Here is a 14,858-nt window from a genome sequence, read left to right on the forward strand (position 1 = left end):
ATGGCAGGCGGCGAAGAGTCCATTTCTGCGGCATGGCAGAGCGTGCTCGACTCACTGGAGTCGGACGACCGCATCACACCGCAGCTGCACGGATTCCTCAGCCTGGTCGAGCCCAAAGGCATCATGGCCGGCACCTTCTATCTCGAGGTGCCCAACGAGTTCACCCGCGGGATGATCGAGCAGCGCAGCCGCGTCCCCCTCCTCAACGCCATCGGCGGCCTCGACGAATCGCTCGCGGTCAACACCTTCGCCATCGTGGTCAACCCGGAGATCCAGCAGGAGACGATGGCCGGGCCCACCGAGCCGGCCGACGCCGCATACATCGAGGCTCCTGCGCAGATGATCGCGCCGCCCACCGAGATCACCGCGCCGCCGCGCAACAACGACACACGCCTCAACCCGAAGTACAGCTTCGACAACTTCGTCATCGGCCAGTCCAACCGCTTCGCCCACGCCGCAGCGGTCGCCGTGGCCGAAGCGCCGGCGAAGGCGTACAACCCGCTCTTCATCTACGGCGACTCCGGACTCGGCAAGACCCACCTCCTGCACGCCATCGGCCACTACGCGATGAGCCTCTACCCGGGCATCCGGGTGCGCTACGTCAGTAGTGAGGAGTTCACGAACGACTTCATCAACTCGATCGCGAACAACCGCGGCTCGTCGTTCCAGGCGCGCTACCGCAACATCGACATCCTGCTGATCGACGACATCCAGTTCCTGCAGCGAGCGGTGGAGACCCAGGAAGCCTTCTTCCACACGTTCAACACCCTGCACGACCACAACAAGCAGGTGGTCATCACCAGCGACCTGCCGCCGAAGCACCTCACCGGATTCGAAGACCGGATGCGGTCCCGCTTCGAGTGGGGCCTGATCACAGACGTCCAGGTGCCCGACCTCGAGACGCGCATCGCGATCCTCCGCAAGAAGGCGCAGAGCGAGAAGATCCAGGTACCGGACGACATCCTGGAATTCATGGCGTCGAAGGTATCGAGCAACATCCGTGAGCTCGAGGGCACGCTCATCCGGGTCACCGCATTCGCCAGCCTCAACCGCACGCCTGTGGACATGCCGCTCGTCCAGACCGTGCTCAAAGACCTCATCACGCTCGACGACGACAACGTGATCGCGCCGACGGACATCATCACGAACACGGCCGACTACTTCAAGCTCACCGTTGACGACCTCTATGGGTCGAGCAGGTCGCAGGCAGTCGCCACCGCCCGCCAGATCGCGATGTACCTCTGCCGCGAACTCACGAACCTCTCCCTTCCCAAGATCGGCCAGCTCTTCGGCAACCGCGACCACACCACGGTGATGTACGCGAACAAGAAGATCAGCGAGCTCATGAAGGAGCGTCGCTCGATCTACAACCAGGTGACAGAGCTCACGAGCCGCATCAAGCAGAACCACCGCTACAGCAAGTAGCGCACCCGGGACACGCGCTTCGCGCACATCCATTCGGTCGAGTTATCCACAAATCTGTCCCCAGAGTGGGGACAGTCGATTATTAACACCTGTGGATAACTTGTGGAGAATCTCCGGAAAGTCGGCCCGTTAATGGGGACGAATCATGGATGCCTGTGAATTGAGGCCTCTCGGGTCGCAACTCGGGTTCCCTGTAAACAACAGGAATCCCCAGGTCATCAACAAGTCACAGACGTGTAGTTCCCAGTGGTTGACTGGCATCGACAGAGTTATCCACAGTTTCCACAGCGGTTAACACCATTAATCATTAAGTCTTCTGAATAGGGCGGCCGACAACCTGAACCCCGATCGCTCGAATCACAATTTCTCGCGCCGAGGGCAGGCGCTAGGATTTGTCACGATCCATTTCCCGCCGACGACAGAGGTGACTTCGTGAAGTTCCAAGCCAACCGGGATGTATTCAGTGAAGCCGTCTCCTTCGCCGTGAAGCTCCTTCCCCAGAGGACGACGCTCCCCATCCTGAGTGGTGTGCTGATCGAGACGACCGAGACGGGACTGCAGCTTTCGTCGTTCGACTACGAAGTCTCCGCACAGACCGAGATCGCGGCCGAGGTCGAAGAACCGGGTCGTGTGCTCGTCTCCGGGCGCCTCCTGGCCGAGATCGCATCGAAGCTTCCGAATGCTCCCGTGCAGTTCTCGACAGAGGACTCCAAGATCGTCGTCCGCGCCGGATCGGCCAACTTCACCCTGCTCTCCATGCCGGTCGAGGAATATCCGAGCATCCCGCAGGTCAGCGGGGATGCAGGGCTCGTCCCGGCCGAAGAGTTCGCCGAGGCCGTCGCTCAGGTCGGGGTTGCAGCATCCAGGGACGACGTCACCCCGGTCATCACCGGCGTGCAGCTCGAAGTCGGCGACAACACGCTCGGCCTCGTGGCCACGGACCGCTACCGCGTGGCCGTCCGGGAGATCAACTGGGACAACGGCACCACCTCGGGCGAGCCCGTCACCGCGCTGGTTCCCGCGCGCACCCTCACCGAGATCGGTAAGACGCTCGGCCACAGCGGCACCATCGCCGTCTCGATCACGAACAGGGACGACCGCGAGCTGATCGCGTTCACGGCAGACAAGAAGACCGTCACCTCCCTGCTGATCAAGGGCAACTTCCCGCCCGTGCGCCGGCTCTTCCCCGAGCAGGTCGACAACTACGCGGTCATCAACACCGCCGAGCTCATCGAGGCGACCAGGCGTGTCTCCCTCGTGCTCGAGCGCGAGGCCGCCCTCCGTTACACCTTCTCCGCCGACGGGCTGACGCTCGAAGCCATCGGTTCGGAGCAGGCTCAAGCATCCGAGAGCATCGACGCTCTCCTCACTGGCCAGGAAACGGTGGTTTCGTTGAAGCCGCAGTTCCTGCTCGATGGTCTCGGTGCCGTGCACTCGGAATTCGTGCGCATTTCCTTCACCAAGACCGAAAACCCCAACAAGCCCGGTCCTGTGCTGATCACGAGCCAGACGTCAAAGGACCAGGCAGGCGCGGACAACTACAAGTACCTCCTGCAGCCCAACCTGCTGCTCAGGTAACCCGCCGTCCGCTCGAACAGAGAAGAAGGACAATCATGCACATCGGCCTCGTCGGTCTCGGAAAAATGGGCAACAACATGCGCGCCCGCCTCGAGAAGAACGGCATCGAGGTGACCGGCTACGACACGAACCCCGAGGTCTCGGACGTCGCCACCCTCGCCGACCTCGTCGCAGCGCTCCCCGCACCGCGCACGGTGTGGGTCATGGTCCCGGCCGGGAAGATCACGGACGCGGTCATCACCGATCTCGAACCGCTCCTCGAAAAGGGCGACCTCGTGATCGACGGCGGCAACTCGCGCTTCACCGAAGACTTCAAGCACTCCGAGCAGCTGGCGCCGAAGGGTATCGACTTCATGGATGCCGGCGTCTCCGGCGGAGTCTGGGGCCTCGACAACGGCTACGGCCTGATGGTCGGCGGCAGCAAAGACCAGGTCGAGCGTGTCATGCCCGTCTTCGACGCACTCCGTCCGGAGGGGCCGCGCGACGAGGGCTTCGTCCACGTGGGCGAGGTCGGCGCTGGGCACTACGCCAAGATGGTGCACAACGGCATCGAGTACGCGCTGATGCAGGCATACGCCGAGGGGTATGAACTCCTCGACACCCGCAAGGACATCGTCAAGGACGTCACCGGCACGTTCAAGGCGTGGCAGCGTGGAACCGTCGTCCGCTCCTGGCTGCTCGACCTGCTGGTGCGCGCGCTGGAGCAGGACCCCGAGTTCGAGCACATCGAGGGATACGTGCAGGACTCCGGCGAGGGTCGCTGGACCGTCGAGGAGGCACTCGCCAACGCGGTGCCCGTCCCCACGATCAGCGCGTCGATCTTCGCGCGGTTCGTCTCGCGCCAGGAGGACTCCCCGGCGATGAAGGCCGTGGCTGCCCTGCGCAACCAGTTCGGCGGTCACGCCGTGAAGGCCGTGGACTAACCCTCTTTGAGAGTTACACATCTTTCCCTGACCGACTTCCGCAACTACCGCACGGCGGAAGTGTCGCTTGCGGCCGGCGCGAACCTCTTCGTCGGCCGCAACGGCCAGGGCAAGACGAATCTGGTCGAATCGCTCGGCTACCTGAGCACCCTCGGGTCCCATCGGGTGTCGAGCGACCAGGCCATGATCCGGCAGGGTGCGGAGTCCGCGATCGTGCGCACCCGCATCCAGCACGATGGCAGGGAACTGCTGGTCGAGCTGCAGCTGAACCGCGGTTCGGCCAACCGGGCGCAGGTGAACAGGTCGGCGATCAAGACCCGCGAGCTTCCCCGCTACTTCTCGAGCGTGCTGTTCGCCCCGGAAGACCTGGCGCTGGTGCGAGGCGAGCCGAGCATCCGGCGTCGCTTCGTCGACCAGCTGCTGGTGCAGCGGAACCCGCGGTTCGCCGGGGTGCTGTCGGACTACGAGCGGGTGCTCAAGCAGCGGAACACGCTGCTCAAGTCGGCGCGCGCATCCGGGGTCAAGGAGAACCAGCTCGGAACCCTCGAGATCTGGGACGAGCGGCTGGTCGCACTGGGCTCCGAACTGGTGGATGCGCGGCTCGACCTGATCGCGCGCCTCACCGATCCGCTCACCACCGCCTACCGCTCGGTAGCCGGCGACGATCACCACCCGCGGCTCATCCCGCTGCTGACCGTCCGCGGCGCAGAGGTGGAGGATGCCGACGACGGGGGGCCGGCCGACGCTGTAACCGACTCATCCGGTGTCGCCACGGCCGATGCTTTCCGTCAGGCCCTTGCCGCCGTGCGACGCAAGGAGCTCGACCGCGGGCTCACCCTCATCGGCCCGCACCGCGACGATGTGCTGTTCGAGCTCAACGGGCTCCCGGCGAAGGGCTACGCCAGCCATGGTGAGTCCTGGTCGTTCGCACTCGCCCTGAAGCTCGCATCCGCCGAGCTGCTGAGGCGCGAGTCGAACACCGGCGACCCTGTGCTGATCCTCGACGATGTGTTCGCCGAGCTGGACCAGGCGCGACGTAGGATGCTTGCAACCGCCGTAGAGGGTTACGAGCAGGTGCTCATCACGGCGGCGGTGTTCGACGACGTGCCCGACGGTCTGACCGCGCATACCGTGCGGATCGAAGCGGGAGCCGTCGTGGACGGAAGCTCGGAGAACGCAGAGAAGGAGAAGGGAGAGACCGATGGCTGAGCAGAGGGCATCGCTCGACCCGGCTCCGCTTTCGGATGCGTCCGCCACCTATCTCAGGATGCGCGAGCTCTTCGGCGGTGCACCCACCACCCGCAGCCGTCGTGTCAAGAAGAAGGACGTCGACCCGTCCGCGAGCCAGCCGTTCGGGAAGGGCCGCGACCCCCGCGGACTCGGAGACGTGGTGGATGCGCTCGCCGTGCAGCTCGGCTGGGTCTCGCCGCTGGCTCAGTCCGACCTCCTCGAGGGATGGCTCGAACTGGCCGGCGAGGAGACCGCGAAGCACGCGACTCCGGAGGGCATCACCGACGGCGTGCTCACCGTGCGCTGCGAATCGACGGCGTGGGCGACGCAGCTGCGGATCATGCGCTCCGACCTGCTCGCGAGGATCGCGGATCGGTTCCCGGATGCGGACATCCAGTCGATCCGTTTTCAAGGCCCAGACGCCCCCTCCTGGAAAAGAGGCCCCAGGTCGATTCCAGGGCGTGGCCCGCGCGATACTTACGGTTGAGTGCACAAAAGAGGTCAATAGGCGGAAAACAACGCGTCAGACGGGCGATTTCGGCCATATCGACGCGCCTTGCTTGGTAGAATGAATAGGTCACTACTGAGTGCGGTCAGGAGCCTAATTTCATATGACGATGGAACCGAGCAAGGCTGAGTCGGAACACGACTACGGCGCCAATGAGATCCAGGTTCTCGAAGGTCTCGAAGCCGTACGCAAACGACCCGGAATGTACATCGGTTCGACCGGTCCCCGTGGACTCCACCACCTCGTGCAGGAGATCGTCGACAACTCCGTCGACGAGGCACTGGCCGGTCACGCCGACAACATCGATGTGACGATCCTCGCCGACGGTGGCGTGCGCGTCGTCGACAACGGTCGCGGCATCCCGGTCGACATCCACCCCGTCGAGGGCAAGTCGACCGTCGAGGTCGTCCTCACGATCCTGCACGCCGGCGGAAAGTTCGGAGGCGGCGGATACGCGGTCTCCGGTGGTCTGCACGGCGTCGGCAGCTCCGTGGTGAACGCACTGTCCTCCCGGCTCGACGTCGAGGTCAGCCGCCAGGGCAACGTCTACCGCCAGAGCTACCGCAACGGTGTTCCGCAGGCTCCGCTCGAGATGGGCGAGGAGACGGATGCGACGGGTACGACCATCACGTTCTGGCCGAGCCCGGACACCTTCGAATCGATCGTCTTCGACTACGACACCCTACGCACCCGTTTCCAGCAGATGGCGTTCCTCAACAAGGGGCTTCGTATCGCGCTGACGGACGAGCGCCTCGAAGAAGGGCAGGAGGAGCCGCGCTCCGAGGTCTTCCTCTACGAGCAGGGCCTGATCGACTACGTGCACTACCTCAACTCCGCCAAGAAGGCCGAGGTCGTGCACGACGAGATCATCGCGTTCGAGTCGGAGGACACCGAGCGCAAGATCGCGCTCGAGGTCGCGATGCAGTGGACGACGAGCTACAACGAGAGCGTGTTCACGTACGCGAACACGATCAACACACACGAGGGCGGAACGCACGAAGAGGGTTTCCGTGCCGCACTCACCACGCTGGTGAACCGGTACGCGCGTGAGAAGAACATCCTGAAGGAGAAGGACGACAACCTCTCCGGCGACGACGTGCGCGAGGGTCTCACCGCCGTCATCTCCGTGAAGCTGTCCGAGCCGCAGTTCGAGGGCCAGACGAAGACCAAGCTCGGCAATACCGAGGCGAAGGCGTTCGTGCAGAAGGTCGTCGGCGATCAGCTCGGCGACTGGTTCGATCGCAACCCCAACCAGGCCAAGGAGATCATCCGCAAGGCGCTGCAGGCTGCGACCGCCAGGCTCGCCGCCCGCAAGGCCCGCGAGACCGCACGCCGCAAGGGGCTGCTCGAGGGCGGCGGGATGCCCGGCAAGCTCAAGGACTGCCAGTCCAAGGATCCGTCGATCTCCGAGATCTTCATCGTCGAGGGAGACTCGGCAGGCGGCTCGGCCGTGCAGGGCCGCAACCCGGAGACGCAGGCGATCCTCCCGCTCCGCGGCAAGATCCTGAACGTGGAGAAGGCGCGACTCGATCGCGCCCTCGCCAACAACGAGGTCCAGGCCATGATCACGGCGTTCGGCGCCGGCATCGGCGAGGACTTCAACCCCGAGAAGGCGCGCTATCACAAGATCGTGCTGATGGCGGATGCCGACGTCGACGGCCAGCACATCACGACGCTGCTGCTGACGCTCCTCTTCCGCTACATGCGCCCGCTGATCGAGCTCGGCTACGTCTACCTCGCGCAGCCGCCGCTCTACCGGCTCAAGTGGACGAACGCCGAGCACGAGTACGTCTACTCCGACCGGGAGCGCGACGCGTTCCTGGCCGAGGGGATCGCGGCGGGCAAGCGCATCCCGAAGGACAACGGCGTGCAGCGCTACAAGGGTCTCGGCGAGATGGACTACAAGGAGCTGTGGGAGACCACGATGAGCCCCGAGACCCGCACGCTGCTGCAGGTCACCCTCGACGACGCGGCCGCCGCAGACGAGATCTTCGCCACGCTGATGGGCGAGGACGTCGAATCGCGCCGTAATTTCATCCAGAAGAACGCGAAGGACGTGCGTTTCCTTGACATCTGACAACATCGACGGCATTCCCGGAGACGACATCGTGACCGACGACACCGCAGGGGCCGGATTCGGCGTCCACGGCAGGATCGACCAGGTCGATCTGCAGTCCGAGATGCAGCGCTCCTACCTCGACTACGCCATGAGCGTCATCATCGGGCGTGCGCTGCCCGAGGTGCGTGACGGTCTCAAGCCGGTGCACCGCCGCGTGATCTACGCGATGTTCGACGGTGGATACCGTCCGGACAAGGCATTCTCGAAGTGCGCCCGCGTGGTCGGCGACGTGATGGGGCAGTTCCACCCGCACGGCGACTCGGCCATCTACGACGCGCTCGTCCGCCTGGTGCAGCCGTGGAGCCTCCGCTACCCGCTCGCGCTCGGCCAGGGCAACTTCGGTTCCCCCGGCAACGACGGAGCTGCAGCCCCGCGTTACACCGAGACCAAGATGGCCCCGCTCGCCATGGAGATGGTCCGGGACATCGACGAGGAGACCGTCGACTTCCAGGACAACTACGACGGTCGCACCCAGGAGCCGGCGGTCCTCCCCGCCCGCTTCCCGAACCTGCTGGTCAACGGCTCGGTCGGCATCGCGGTCGGCATGGCCACGAACATCCCGCCGCACAACCTCCGCGAGGTCGCCGACGGTGCGTTGTGGTACCTGGCCAACCCGGATGCGCCGCGCGAGGAACTCCTCGAAGAGCTGATCAAGCGCATCAAGGGACCGGACTTCCCGACCGGCGCGCAGATCCTGGGCGTCAAGGGCATCCAGGACACCTACCGCACCGGCCGCGGCTCGATCACGATGCGTGCCGTCGTGGCGATCGAGGAGATCCAGGGCCGCATCTGCCTGGTGGTCACCGAACTGCCGTACCAGGTGAATCCGGACAACCTGGCGATCAAGATCGCCGACCTGGTCAAGGACGGCAAGATCGGCGGCATCGCCGACATCCGCGACGAGACCTCCGGCCGCACAGGCCAGCGCCTCGTGATCGTGCTGAAGCGGGATGCTGTCGCCAAGGTCGTGCTGAACAACCTGTACAAGCACACGCAGCTGCAGGAGAACTTCGGCGCGAACATGCTCGCGATCGTGGACAACGTGCCCCGCACGCTCGCCCTCGACGGCTTCATCACCGCGTGGGTCGACCACCAGATCGAGGTCATCGTCCGGCGCACGCGCTACCGTCTGCGCAAGGCGGAGGAGCGGGCGCACATCCTGCGCGGCTACCTCAAGGCACTGGATGCGCTCGACGAGGTCATCGCGCTCATCCGCCGGTCGCCCACGGTGGACGACGCCCGCACCGGCCTGAAAGACCTCCTCGACGTCGACGACATCCAGGCGGACGCCATCCTCGCGATGCAGCTGCGCCGCCTGGCCGCCCTCGAACGTCAGAAGATCATCGACGAGCACGACGCGATCGAGCGTGAGATCGCCGACTTCCAGGCCATCCTCGCCGACCCGGTGCGCCAGCGCACGATCGTCAGCGACGAGCTCACCGAGATCGTCGACCGCTTCGGCGACGACCGCCGCACCGAGATCATGTTCGGCTTCGACGGCGACATGAGCATGGAAGACCTCATCCCCGAAGAGGAGATGGTGGTCACGGTCACCCGCGGCGGCTACATCAAGCGCACCCGCAGCGACAATTACCGCTCCCAGCACCGCGGTGGCAAGGGCGTCAAGGGCGCCCAGCTGCGCGGCGAGGACGTGGTCGACCACTTCTTCGTCACCACCACGCACCACTGGCTGCTGTTCTTCTCGACCAAGGGCCGCGTCTACCGCGCCAAGGCGTACGAGCTGCAGGAGGCCGGGCGCGACGCCAAGGGCCAGCACGTCGCCAACCTGCTCGCCATGCAGCCGGATGAGGAGATCGCCGAGATCCTCGACATCCCCGACTACGAGGCGGCGAAGTACCTGGTGCTCGCCACCCGCGACGGCCTGATCAAGAAGACGGCGCTCAGCGAGTACGACACCAACCGCTCCGGCGGCATCATCGCGATCAAGCTGCGCGAGGAGGACGAGCTCGTCTCCGCACTGCTCGTGGACGAGGACTCCGACCTGCTCCTCGTCTCCCGCAAGGGCATGTCGATCCGGTTCACCGCGACCGACGAGGCGCTGCGCCCGATGGGCCGGTCCACCTCCGGTGTGATCGGGATGCACTTCCGCGGCGACGACACCCTGCTCGACGTATCCGTCGTCTCCGACAACGGATACGTGTTCGTGGTGACAGAGGGAGGGTACGCGAAGCGCACCTCCGTCGACCAGTACCGCCTGCAGAACCGCGGCGGTCTGGGCATCAAGGTCGCGAAACTGAGCGACGACAGGGGCGACCTGGTCGGCGCGCTGATCGTGGATGACGACGACGAGGTCCTTGTGGTTCTTGCCAGCGGCAAGGTGGTACGCTCCTCCGTGGCCGAGGTACCCGCCAAGGGCCGCGACACGATGGGTGTCGTCTTTGCACGTTTTGCCGAGTCCGACAAGATCATCGCTCTGGCCAAGAACACCGAACGAAACCTTGATTCTCAGGAAGATGACGAAGAATCTGGTGACGTCGGGAAGGAAGAAACCGTAGATGAGCAGTAGTGTTGCCGAAAAGCTCGCCAAGAAGTCATCCCGGAGACCCGTGTCCGCTAAGCAGGTGCGACTCAAGCTGGTGTACATCGACTTCTGGTCGACCGTGAAGCTGTCGTTCCTGGCCGGGATCTGCCTGGCGATAATCGCGATCGTCGGAACGTTCCTGGTGTGGACGGTCCTCGACCGCACGGGGATCTTCGACCAGATCAACAGCCTGTTCAAGGACATCTCGGGCGCAGGAGGAAGCGACCTCAAGTCGATCCTCGGCCTCGGCCAGGTGATGGGCTTCTCGCTCGTCGTCGGGATCCTCGACATCATCGTGATCACCGCGCTCGGCGCTGTCTTCGCCCTGCTGTACAACCTCTCTGTGAAGATCACCGGCGGCCTGCTCGTCGGCTTCACGAACAACTAGCAGCACCCGCCGATTTCGCATTGGCCGGGCAGATCAGGTAGTCTCTAATCTGCCCAATCGGGGATATAGCTCAGGCGGTTAGAGCGCTTCGCTGATAACGAAGAGGTCCGAGGTTCAAGTCCTCGTATCCCCACCACTGTGATTCGGAAGACGATGTTCTTCCGGAATCGCAGCCCCTCGGGGCCTTAGCTCAGTTGGTAGAGCGCCTGCTTTGCAAGCAGGATGTCAGGAGTTCGAATCTCCTAGGCTCCACAGTTTTTCCCCTGCTTCTCCTCCCGCGTTCAGCCCGCCGGCGGCACGATCGGCCGCGTCGGGAACGGGCTCGAGTACGAGACGCTCGTCGTCACGCTGCCGAGGGTTCCGATCTTGCCGCTCACCTGTTCGAGGTGCCGCATCGAGGTGGCAACCACCTTCAGGATGAAGCAGTCGTCTCCGGTGACGTGGTGCGCCTCCACGACCTCCGGCGTGTCCGCGAGCAGGTCGTGCAGCGGCGTGTACACGCTGCTCGGGTAGCGCAGACGCAGGAACGCGAGGATGCCGTAGCCGAGGCGTTCCGGGTCGATCAGCGCCCGGTAGCCGCCGATCACTCCGGCCTCCTCCAGGCGGCGCACCCGTTCGGCCACCGCGGAGTTCGACATGTGTACCCGCCGCGCCAGCTCGGCGATGGACTGGCGGCCGTCGCGCTGCAGCTCGGCGAGCAGGGCGTCGTCGACCGAATCGGTCACGTATGGGGGATTCGCGGTCATGCGCCGATTCTGCCATCAGATCCCCGGCGGTGAGCGCCGAATGCCGGTGATCGTCTCTTCAAACCGGCCACGCGCATCCCTAATCTGTTGCTCATGACCGTTTCAGCCGCAGATGCCGCCCGCCACTTCGCCGCGAAGCTCGACTTCGAGACCGACCCGTCCGACGTGAAGGCTGCACGGGATGCGGGGGAGCGGTTCGTGCTCGTCGACTCCCGGGGGCACGCTGCGTGGTCGCAGGCGCGCATCCCGGGCGCTGTGCACCTGCCGACGGCGGACATCCGGGAGCGGGCGGCAGCGCTCATCCCGGAGGGCACTCCGGTGGTCGTCTACTGCTGGGGTCCGGGCTGCAACGGCTCCACCCGAGCCGCGCTCGCGTTCAGCCTGCTCGGATACCCGGTGAAGGAGATGATCGGCGGGTTCGAGTACTGGGCACGCGAAGGGCTCGGCATCGAGAACGACCTCGGCCCCGTGGAGCGGCCCACCGACGAGCTGACGGCGCCCCTGGCGGTGGATGCGATCAGCTGCGACTGCTGACCGTCACTTGAGCAGCCGCGACAGCACGCGGTCGGCCAGCGGCTTGCCCCCGGTCTGGCAGGTGGGGCAGTACTGCAGCGTGGAGTCGGCGAAGATCACCTGGCGCACCGTGTCGCCGCAGACCGGACAGGGCTGACCCGTGCGGCCGTGCACCTGCATCCCGAGCTTCTTCTCGCCCTTGAGCTCGGAGGCGGCGAGGCCGTCGGCGCGGGCGAGCGCATCCCGGAGCGTGCTCTGCATGGCGGCGTAGAGGCGGGAGACCTCCTCCGGAGACATCGAGGCCGGCTTGAACGGCGACATGCGTGCCGTGTGCAGGATCTCGTCCGAGTACGCGTTGCCGATTCCCGCGATGATCGACTGGCTGCGCAGCACACCCTTGATCTGGGCGCGGCCGGCGCCGGCCAGGATGCCCGCGAAGACCTCCTCCGTGAATTCCGGCGCGAGGGGGTCGGGGCCGAGATTGGCCACCCCGGGCACATCGGCCGGATCGTGGACGACGGAGATCGACAGGCTCTTCTTGGTGCCGGCCTCCGTGATGTCGAGCCCGGTGCCGTCGTCGAGGACGAGACGCGCGGCCAGCGGGCCCTTGCCGGGCCGTCCGGACGGAGGGGGAGGCGGCGCATCCCGCCAGCGGACCCAGCCCGCCCTGGCCAGGTGCATCACGATGTGCAGGTCGCCGGCGGAGATGTCCAGGAACTTGCCGTGCCTCGTCACGCCGCCGATGGTGAGGCCGCTGACCGCCGATACCGGCGGATCGAACGTCTTGAGTGCCGCGAACGCGACGATGCGCAGCGAGTCGATGACACGGCCGCGGAGGCGCGCGTCGAGGTCGGCTGCGAGGGCCGTGACTTCGGGGAGTTCAGGCACGCATCCAGTCTGCCGCGTGCGACCGACAAGCGCAGTAGGGTAACGGAATGGATATCAGGGTCGCTGCCTACGGGGTCATCGTCGACGACGGCAAGATCCTGCTCGCGCACTGGAACGAGGGCGGTCGCTCCGGCTGGACGCTGCCCGGCGGCGGCATCGACCCCGGCGAAGACCCGGTGGATGCGGTGGTCCGCGAGATCGCGGAAGAGACGGGCTACGAGGCGGTCGCCGGCGAGCTGCTCGGCATCGACTCGCACATCGTGCCCGCCGAAGCGCGGTTCGCGGCCGACGCCGGACCGCTGCACGCGCTCAGGATCGTCTACCGCGCATCCGTGGTGGGCGGCACGCTCGCGAACGAGCTGGACGGCACCACCGACGAGGCGCGCTGGTTCCCGCTGCACAGCATCCCGTCGCGGAGGGTCGAACTCGTCAACGTGGCGCTCGGGATGGCCGGGCTGGCCTAAGCCTGGCGGGGCTTGAGCTCCGACGGGATGATGATCCACATCGCGAGGTACGCGATGAACTGGGGGCCGGGGAGCAGGCAGGAGAGCAGGAACAGGACGCGCACCGTGGTGGCGCTCCATCCGAAGCGCTGAGCGAGTCCCGCGCAGACCCCGCCGAGCACGCGGCCGGAGGTTGGACGGTAGAGAGTGTTCATGCTTCGATTCTGGCCGTGCGCCGCCGGACCCGGTATCGGGGAATCCCCCCAATCGACCCTGAGGAAAGCACCAGGTCGCGGACGCTCGACGGCACGCGAAAGGGGTGGCGCCCTCCGGCACCACCCCTTTCGACGTCGCTGCTACTCGGCTGCGGGAGCCGTCGGCTCTTCGTCGGCGACCCAGAGCTCGTCGTCTGCGCGGAAGGTCTGCCACACGGCGTAGAGCAGCCCGACGGCGGCGATGGCCCCGAGGACGACCGCGATGACCGTGCCTGCTCCCGGTCCGGATGAGTCGTTGGTGGCGGCCTTGACCTTCTTCGACACGTCTTTGCCCGCCTTCTTCACGTCGCCGATGAAGGCGCGTGCTCGTGCATCCCGAGCGTGGTCGACCACGGACATCGCCGTGCCGACGACGGTTCCCACAGCGGGGATCACGTCGGTGACCAGGCGCTCGCGTGCCACGCCGGCGACACGGCCGGCGGTCTGCGTCGCGGGGCGCACGTAGTGCTCGTACCCGTCGCGCACGCGCGGAGCGATCTCCTCACGCGTGTAGTAGGCAGCCTGCTTGCGGGCCTCTGCGGCAACCGCATTGGCATTCGCCAGCACGTCCTGCTGCTGCCCCCAAAGCTCTTCGGCGCTACTGCGCAGTCGCTTGAGCTCCTTCTTCCGCTTCCGTGTCAGGTTCATCTGGACCTCCATTGCGTCGTGTAGCGAACTCACTCCATCTTGCCACCTAAAGGCCTGTGGATGGCCCGAGAGCCGAGAAGCCCTGTGCAAGAATTGGTGCCATGTCTAAGCACACCGCTGTCGCCACCCTCCACACTAACTACGGGGACATCAAGGTCAACCTCTTCGGCAACCACGCACCGAAGACGGTCAGGAACTTCGTCGGCCTGGCGACCGGTGAAATCGAGTGGACGCACCCGGGCACGGGAGTGAAGAGCACCGACCCGCTCTACGACGGTGTCGTCTTCCACCGCATCATCCCCGGGTTCATGATCCAGGGCGGCGACCCGCTCGGTCAGGGCATCGGCGGACCGGGCTACCAGTTCGACGACGAGATCAACCCCGAGCTCGACTTCACGCAGCCGTACATCCTCGCCATGGCCAACGCCGGCATCCAGGGCGGCCACGGAACGAACGGCTCGCAGTTCTTCATCACCGTCGCACCCACCACGTGGCTGCAGGGCAAGCACTCCATCTTCGGCGCCGTCGAAGACGAGGCCTCCCGCAAGGTCGTCGACAAGCTCGCCGAGCTGCCGACGGATGCACGCGACCGGCCGCTCGACGACGTCGTCATCGAGTCGGTCACCGTCGAGCAGGTCTAGCAGCGGCGGGGG

15 protein-coding genes and 2 tRNA genes are annotated in these 14,858 nt (G+C 65.6%); 13 read left to right on the forward strand and 4 right to left on the reverse strand.

Going from position 1 to position 14,858, the window contains the following annotated elements:
* The 10 genes from dnaA to HF024_RS00050 all read left to right on the forward strand — a co-directional run bounded on the left by dnaA (position 1) and on the right by HF024_RS00050 (position 10,965).
* On the forward strand, positions 1-1,425 hold the full coding sequence (gene dnaA / locus HF024_RS00005; RefSeq protein WP_085367447.1) for a chromosomal replication initiator protein DnaA: 1,425 nt from the start codon (positions 1-3) through the stop codon (positions 1,423-1,425).
* A 432-nt stretch (positions 1,426-1,857) separates the two neighbouring features.
* Entirely contained in the window at positions 1,858-3,003 is a 1,146-nt protein-coding gene (gene dnaN, locus HF024_RS00010; protein WP_085367448.1) for a DNA polymerase III subunit beta, read from the forward strand.
* A 35-nt stretch (positions 3,004-3,038) separates the two neighbouring features.
* Positions 3,039-3,926: a phosphogluconate dehydrogenase (NAD(+)-dependent, decarboxylating) gene (gnd, locus tag HF024_RS00015; protein WP_168688232.1), complete on the forward strand. Its 888-nt coding sequence runs from the start codon at positions 3,039-3,041 to the stop codon at positions 3,924-3,926.
* A gap of 6 nt (positions 3,927-3,932) precedes the next feature.
* Positions 3,933-5,135, forward strand: coding sequence for a DNA replication/repair protein RecF (gene recF / locus HF024_RS00020; protein ID WP_168688233.1), 1,203 nt, complete (start codon positions 3,933-3,935; stop codon positions 5,133-5,135).
* A complete protein-coding gene (locus HF024_RS00025; protein WP_085367451.1) occupies positions 5,128-5,643 on the forward strand; it encodes a DciA family protein in 516 nt (171 codons plus the stop codon). Before recF ends, HF024_RS00025 begins: the two co-directional genes overlap by 8 nt.
* Before the next feature lie 124 nt (positions 5,644-5,767).
* On the forward strand, positions 5,768-7,741 hold the full coding sequence (gene gyrB, locus HF024_RS00030) for a DNA topoisomerase (ATP-hydrolyzing) subunit B (protein ID WP_168688234.1): 1,974 nt from the start codon (positions 5,768-5,770) through the stop codon (positions 7,739-7,741).
* A 28-nt stretch (positions 7,742-7,769) separates the two neighbouring features.
* Positions 7,770-10,310 carry a DNA gyrase subunit A gene (gyrA, locus tag HF024_RS00035; protein WP_168690698.1) on the forward strand — a complete coding sequence of 847 codons (2,541 nt, stop codon included), beginning with the start codon at positions 7,770-7,772 and terminating at the stop codon, positions 10,308-10,310.
* Complete coding sequence (locus HF024_RS00040) at positions 10,300-10,713, forward strand: DUF3566 domain-containing protein (RefSeq protein ID WP_085367453.1); 414 nt, start codon at positions 10,300-10,302, stop codon at positions 10,711-10,713. The genes gyrA and HF024_RS00040 overlap by 11 nt, the downstream gene beginning before the upstream one ends.
* A gap of 59 nt (positions 10,714-10,772) precedes the next feature.
* A tRNA-Ile gene (locus HF024_RS00045) sits at positions 10,773-10,849 on the forward strand.
* A 43-nt stretch (positions 10,850-10,892) separates the two neighbouring features.
* Positions 10,893-10,965, forward strand: a tRNA-Ala gene (locus HF024_RS00050).
* A gap of 29 nt (positions 10,966-10,994) precedes the next feature.
* Here HF024_RS00050 and HF024_RS00055 read toward each other — a convergent pair.
* Entirely contained in the window at positions 10,995-11,459 is a 465-nt protein-coding gene (locus HF024_RS00055; protein ID WP_085367455.1) for an Lrp/AsnC family transcriptional regulator, read from the reverse strand.
* Between the two features lie 93 nt (positions 11,460-11,552).
* Between HF024_RS00055 and HF024_RS00060 the strand changes: the two genes are divergently transcribed.
* A complete protein-coding gene (locus HF024_RS00060) occupies positions 11,553-11,993 on the forward strand; it encodes a rhodanese-like domain-containing protein (RefSeq protein ID WP_168688235.1) in 441 nt (146 codons plus the stop codon).
* Between the two features lie 3 nt (positions 11,994-11,996).
* Here the strand turns inward: HF024_RS00060 and HF024_RS00065 are convergent, their stop codons facing one another.
* Positions 11,997-12,860 carry an Fpg/Nei family DNA glycosylase gene (locus tag HF024_RS00065; RefSeq protein WP_168688236.1) on the reverse strand — a complete coding sequence of 288 codons (864 nt, stop codon included), beginning with the start codon at positions 12,858-12,860 and terminating at the stop codon, positions 11,997-11,999.
* A 47-nt stretch (positions 12,861-12,907) separates the two neighbouring features.
* On the opposite strand from HF024_RS00065, the gene HF024_RS00070 reads away from it, so the two are divergent.
* On the forward strand, positions 12,908-13,324 hold the full coding sequence (locus HF024_RS00070) for an NUDIX hydrolase (RefSeq protein ID WP_085367458.1): 417 nt from the start codon (positions 12,908-12,910) through the stop codon (positions 13,322-13,324).
* On the opposite strand, the gene HF024_RS00075 is transcribed toward HF024_RS00070, so the two are convergent.
* Positions 13,321-13,518, reverse strand: coding sequence for a PspC domain-containing protein (locus tag HF024_RS00075; protein ID WP_168688237.1), 198 nt, complete (start codon positions 13,516-13,518; stop codon positions 13,321-13,323). The genes HF024_RS00070 and HF024_RS00075 overlap by 4 nt on opposite strands.
* Before the next feature lie 141 nt (positions 13,519-13,659).
* Positions 13,660-14,205 carry a hypothetical protein gene (locus HF024_RS00080; protein WP_168688238.1) on the reverse strand — a complete coding sequence of 182 codons (546 nt, stop codon included), beginning with the start codon at positions 14,203-14,205 and terminating at the stop codon, positions 13,660-13,662.
* A gap of 101 nt (positions 14,206-14,306) precedes the next feature.
* Between HF024_RS00080 and HF024_RS00085 the strand changes: the two genes are divergently transcribed.
* Positions 14,307-14,846 carry a peptidylprolyl isomerase gene (locus HF024_RS00085; RefSeq protein WP_085367460.1) on the forward strand — a complete coding sequence of 180 codons (540 nt, stop codon included), beginning with the start codon at positions 14,307-14,309 and terminating at the stop codon, positions 14,844-14,846.
* Positions 14,847-14,858 lie beyond the last annotated feature (12 nt).

The organism is Leifsonia sp. PS1209 (assembly GCF_012317045.1).
Lineage (GTDB): Bacteria > Actinomycetota > Actinomycetes > Actinomycetales > Microbacteriaceae > Leifsonia.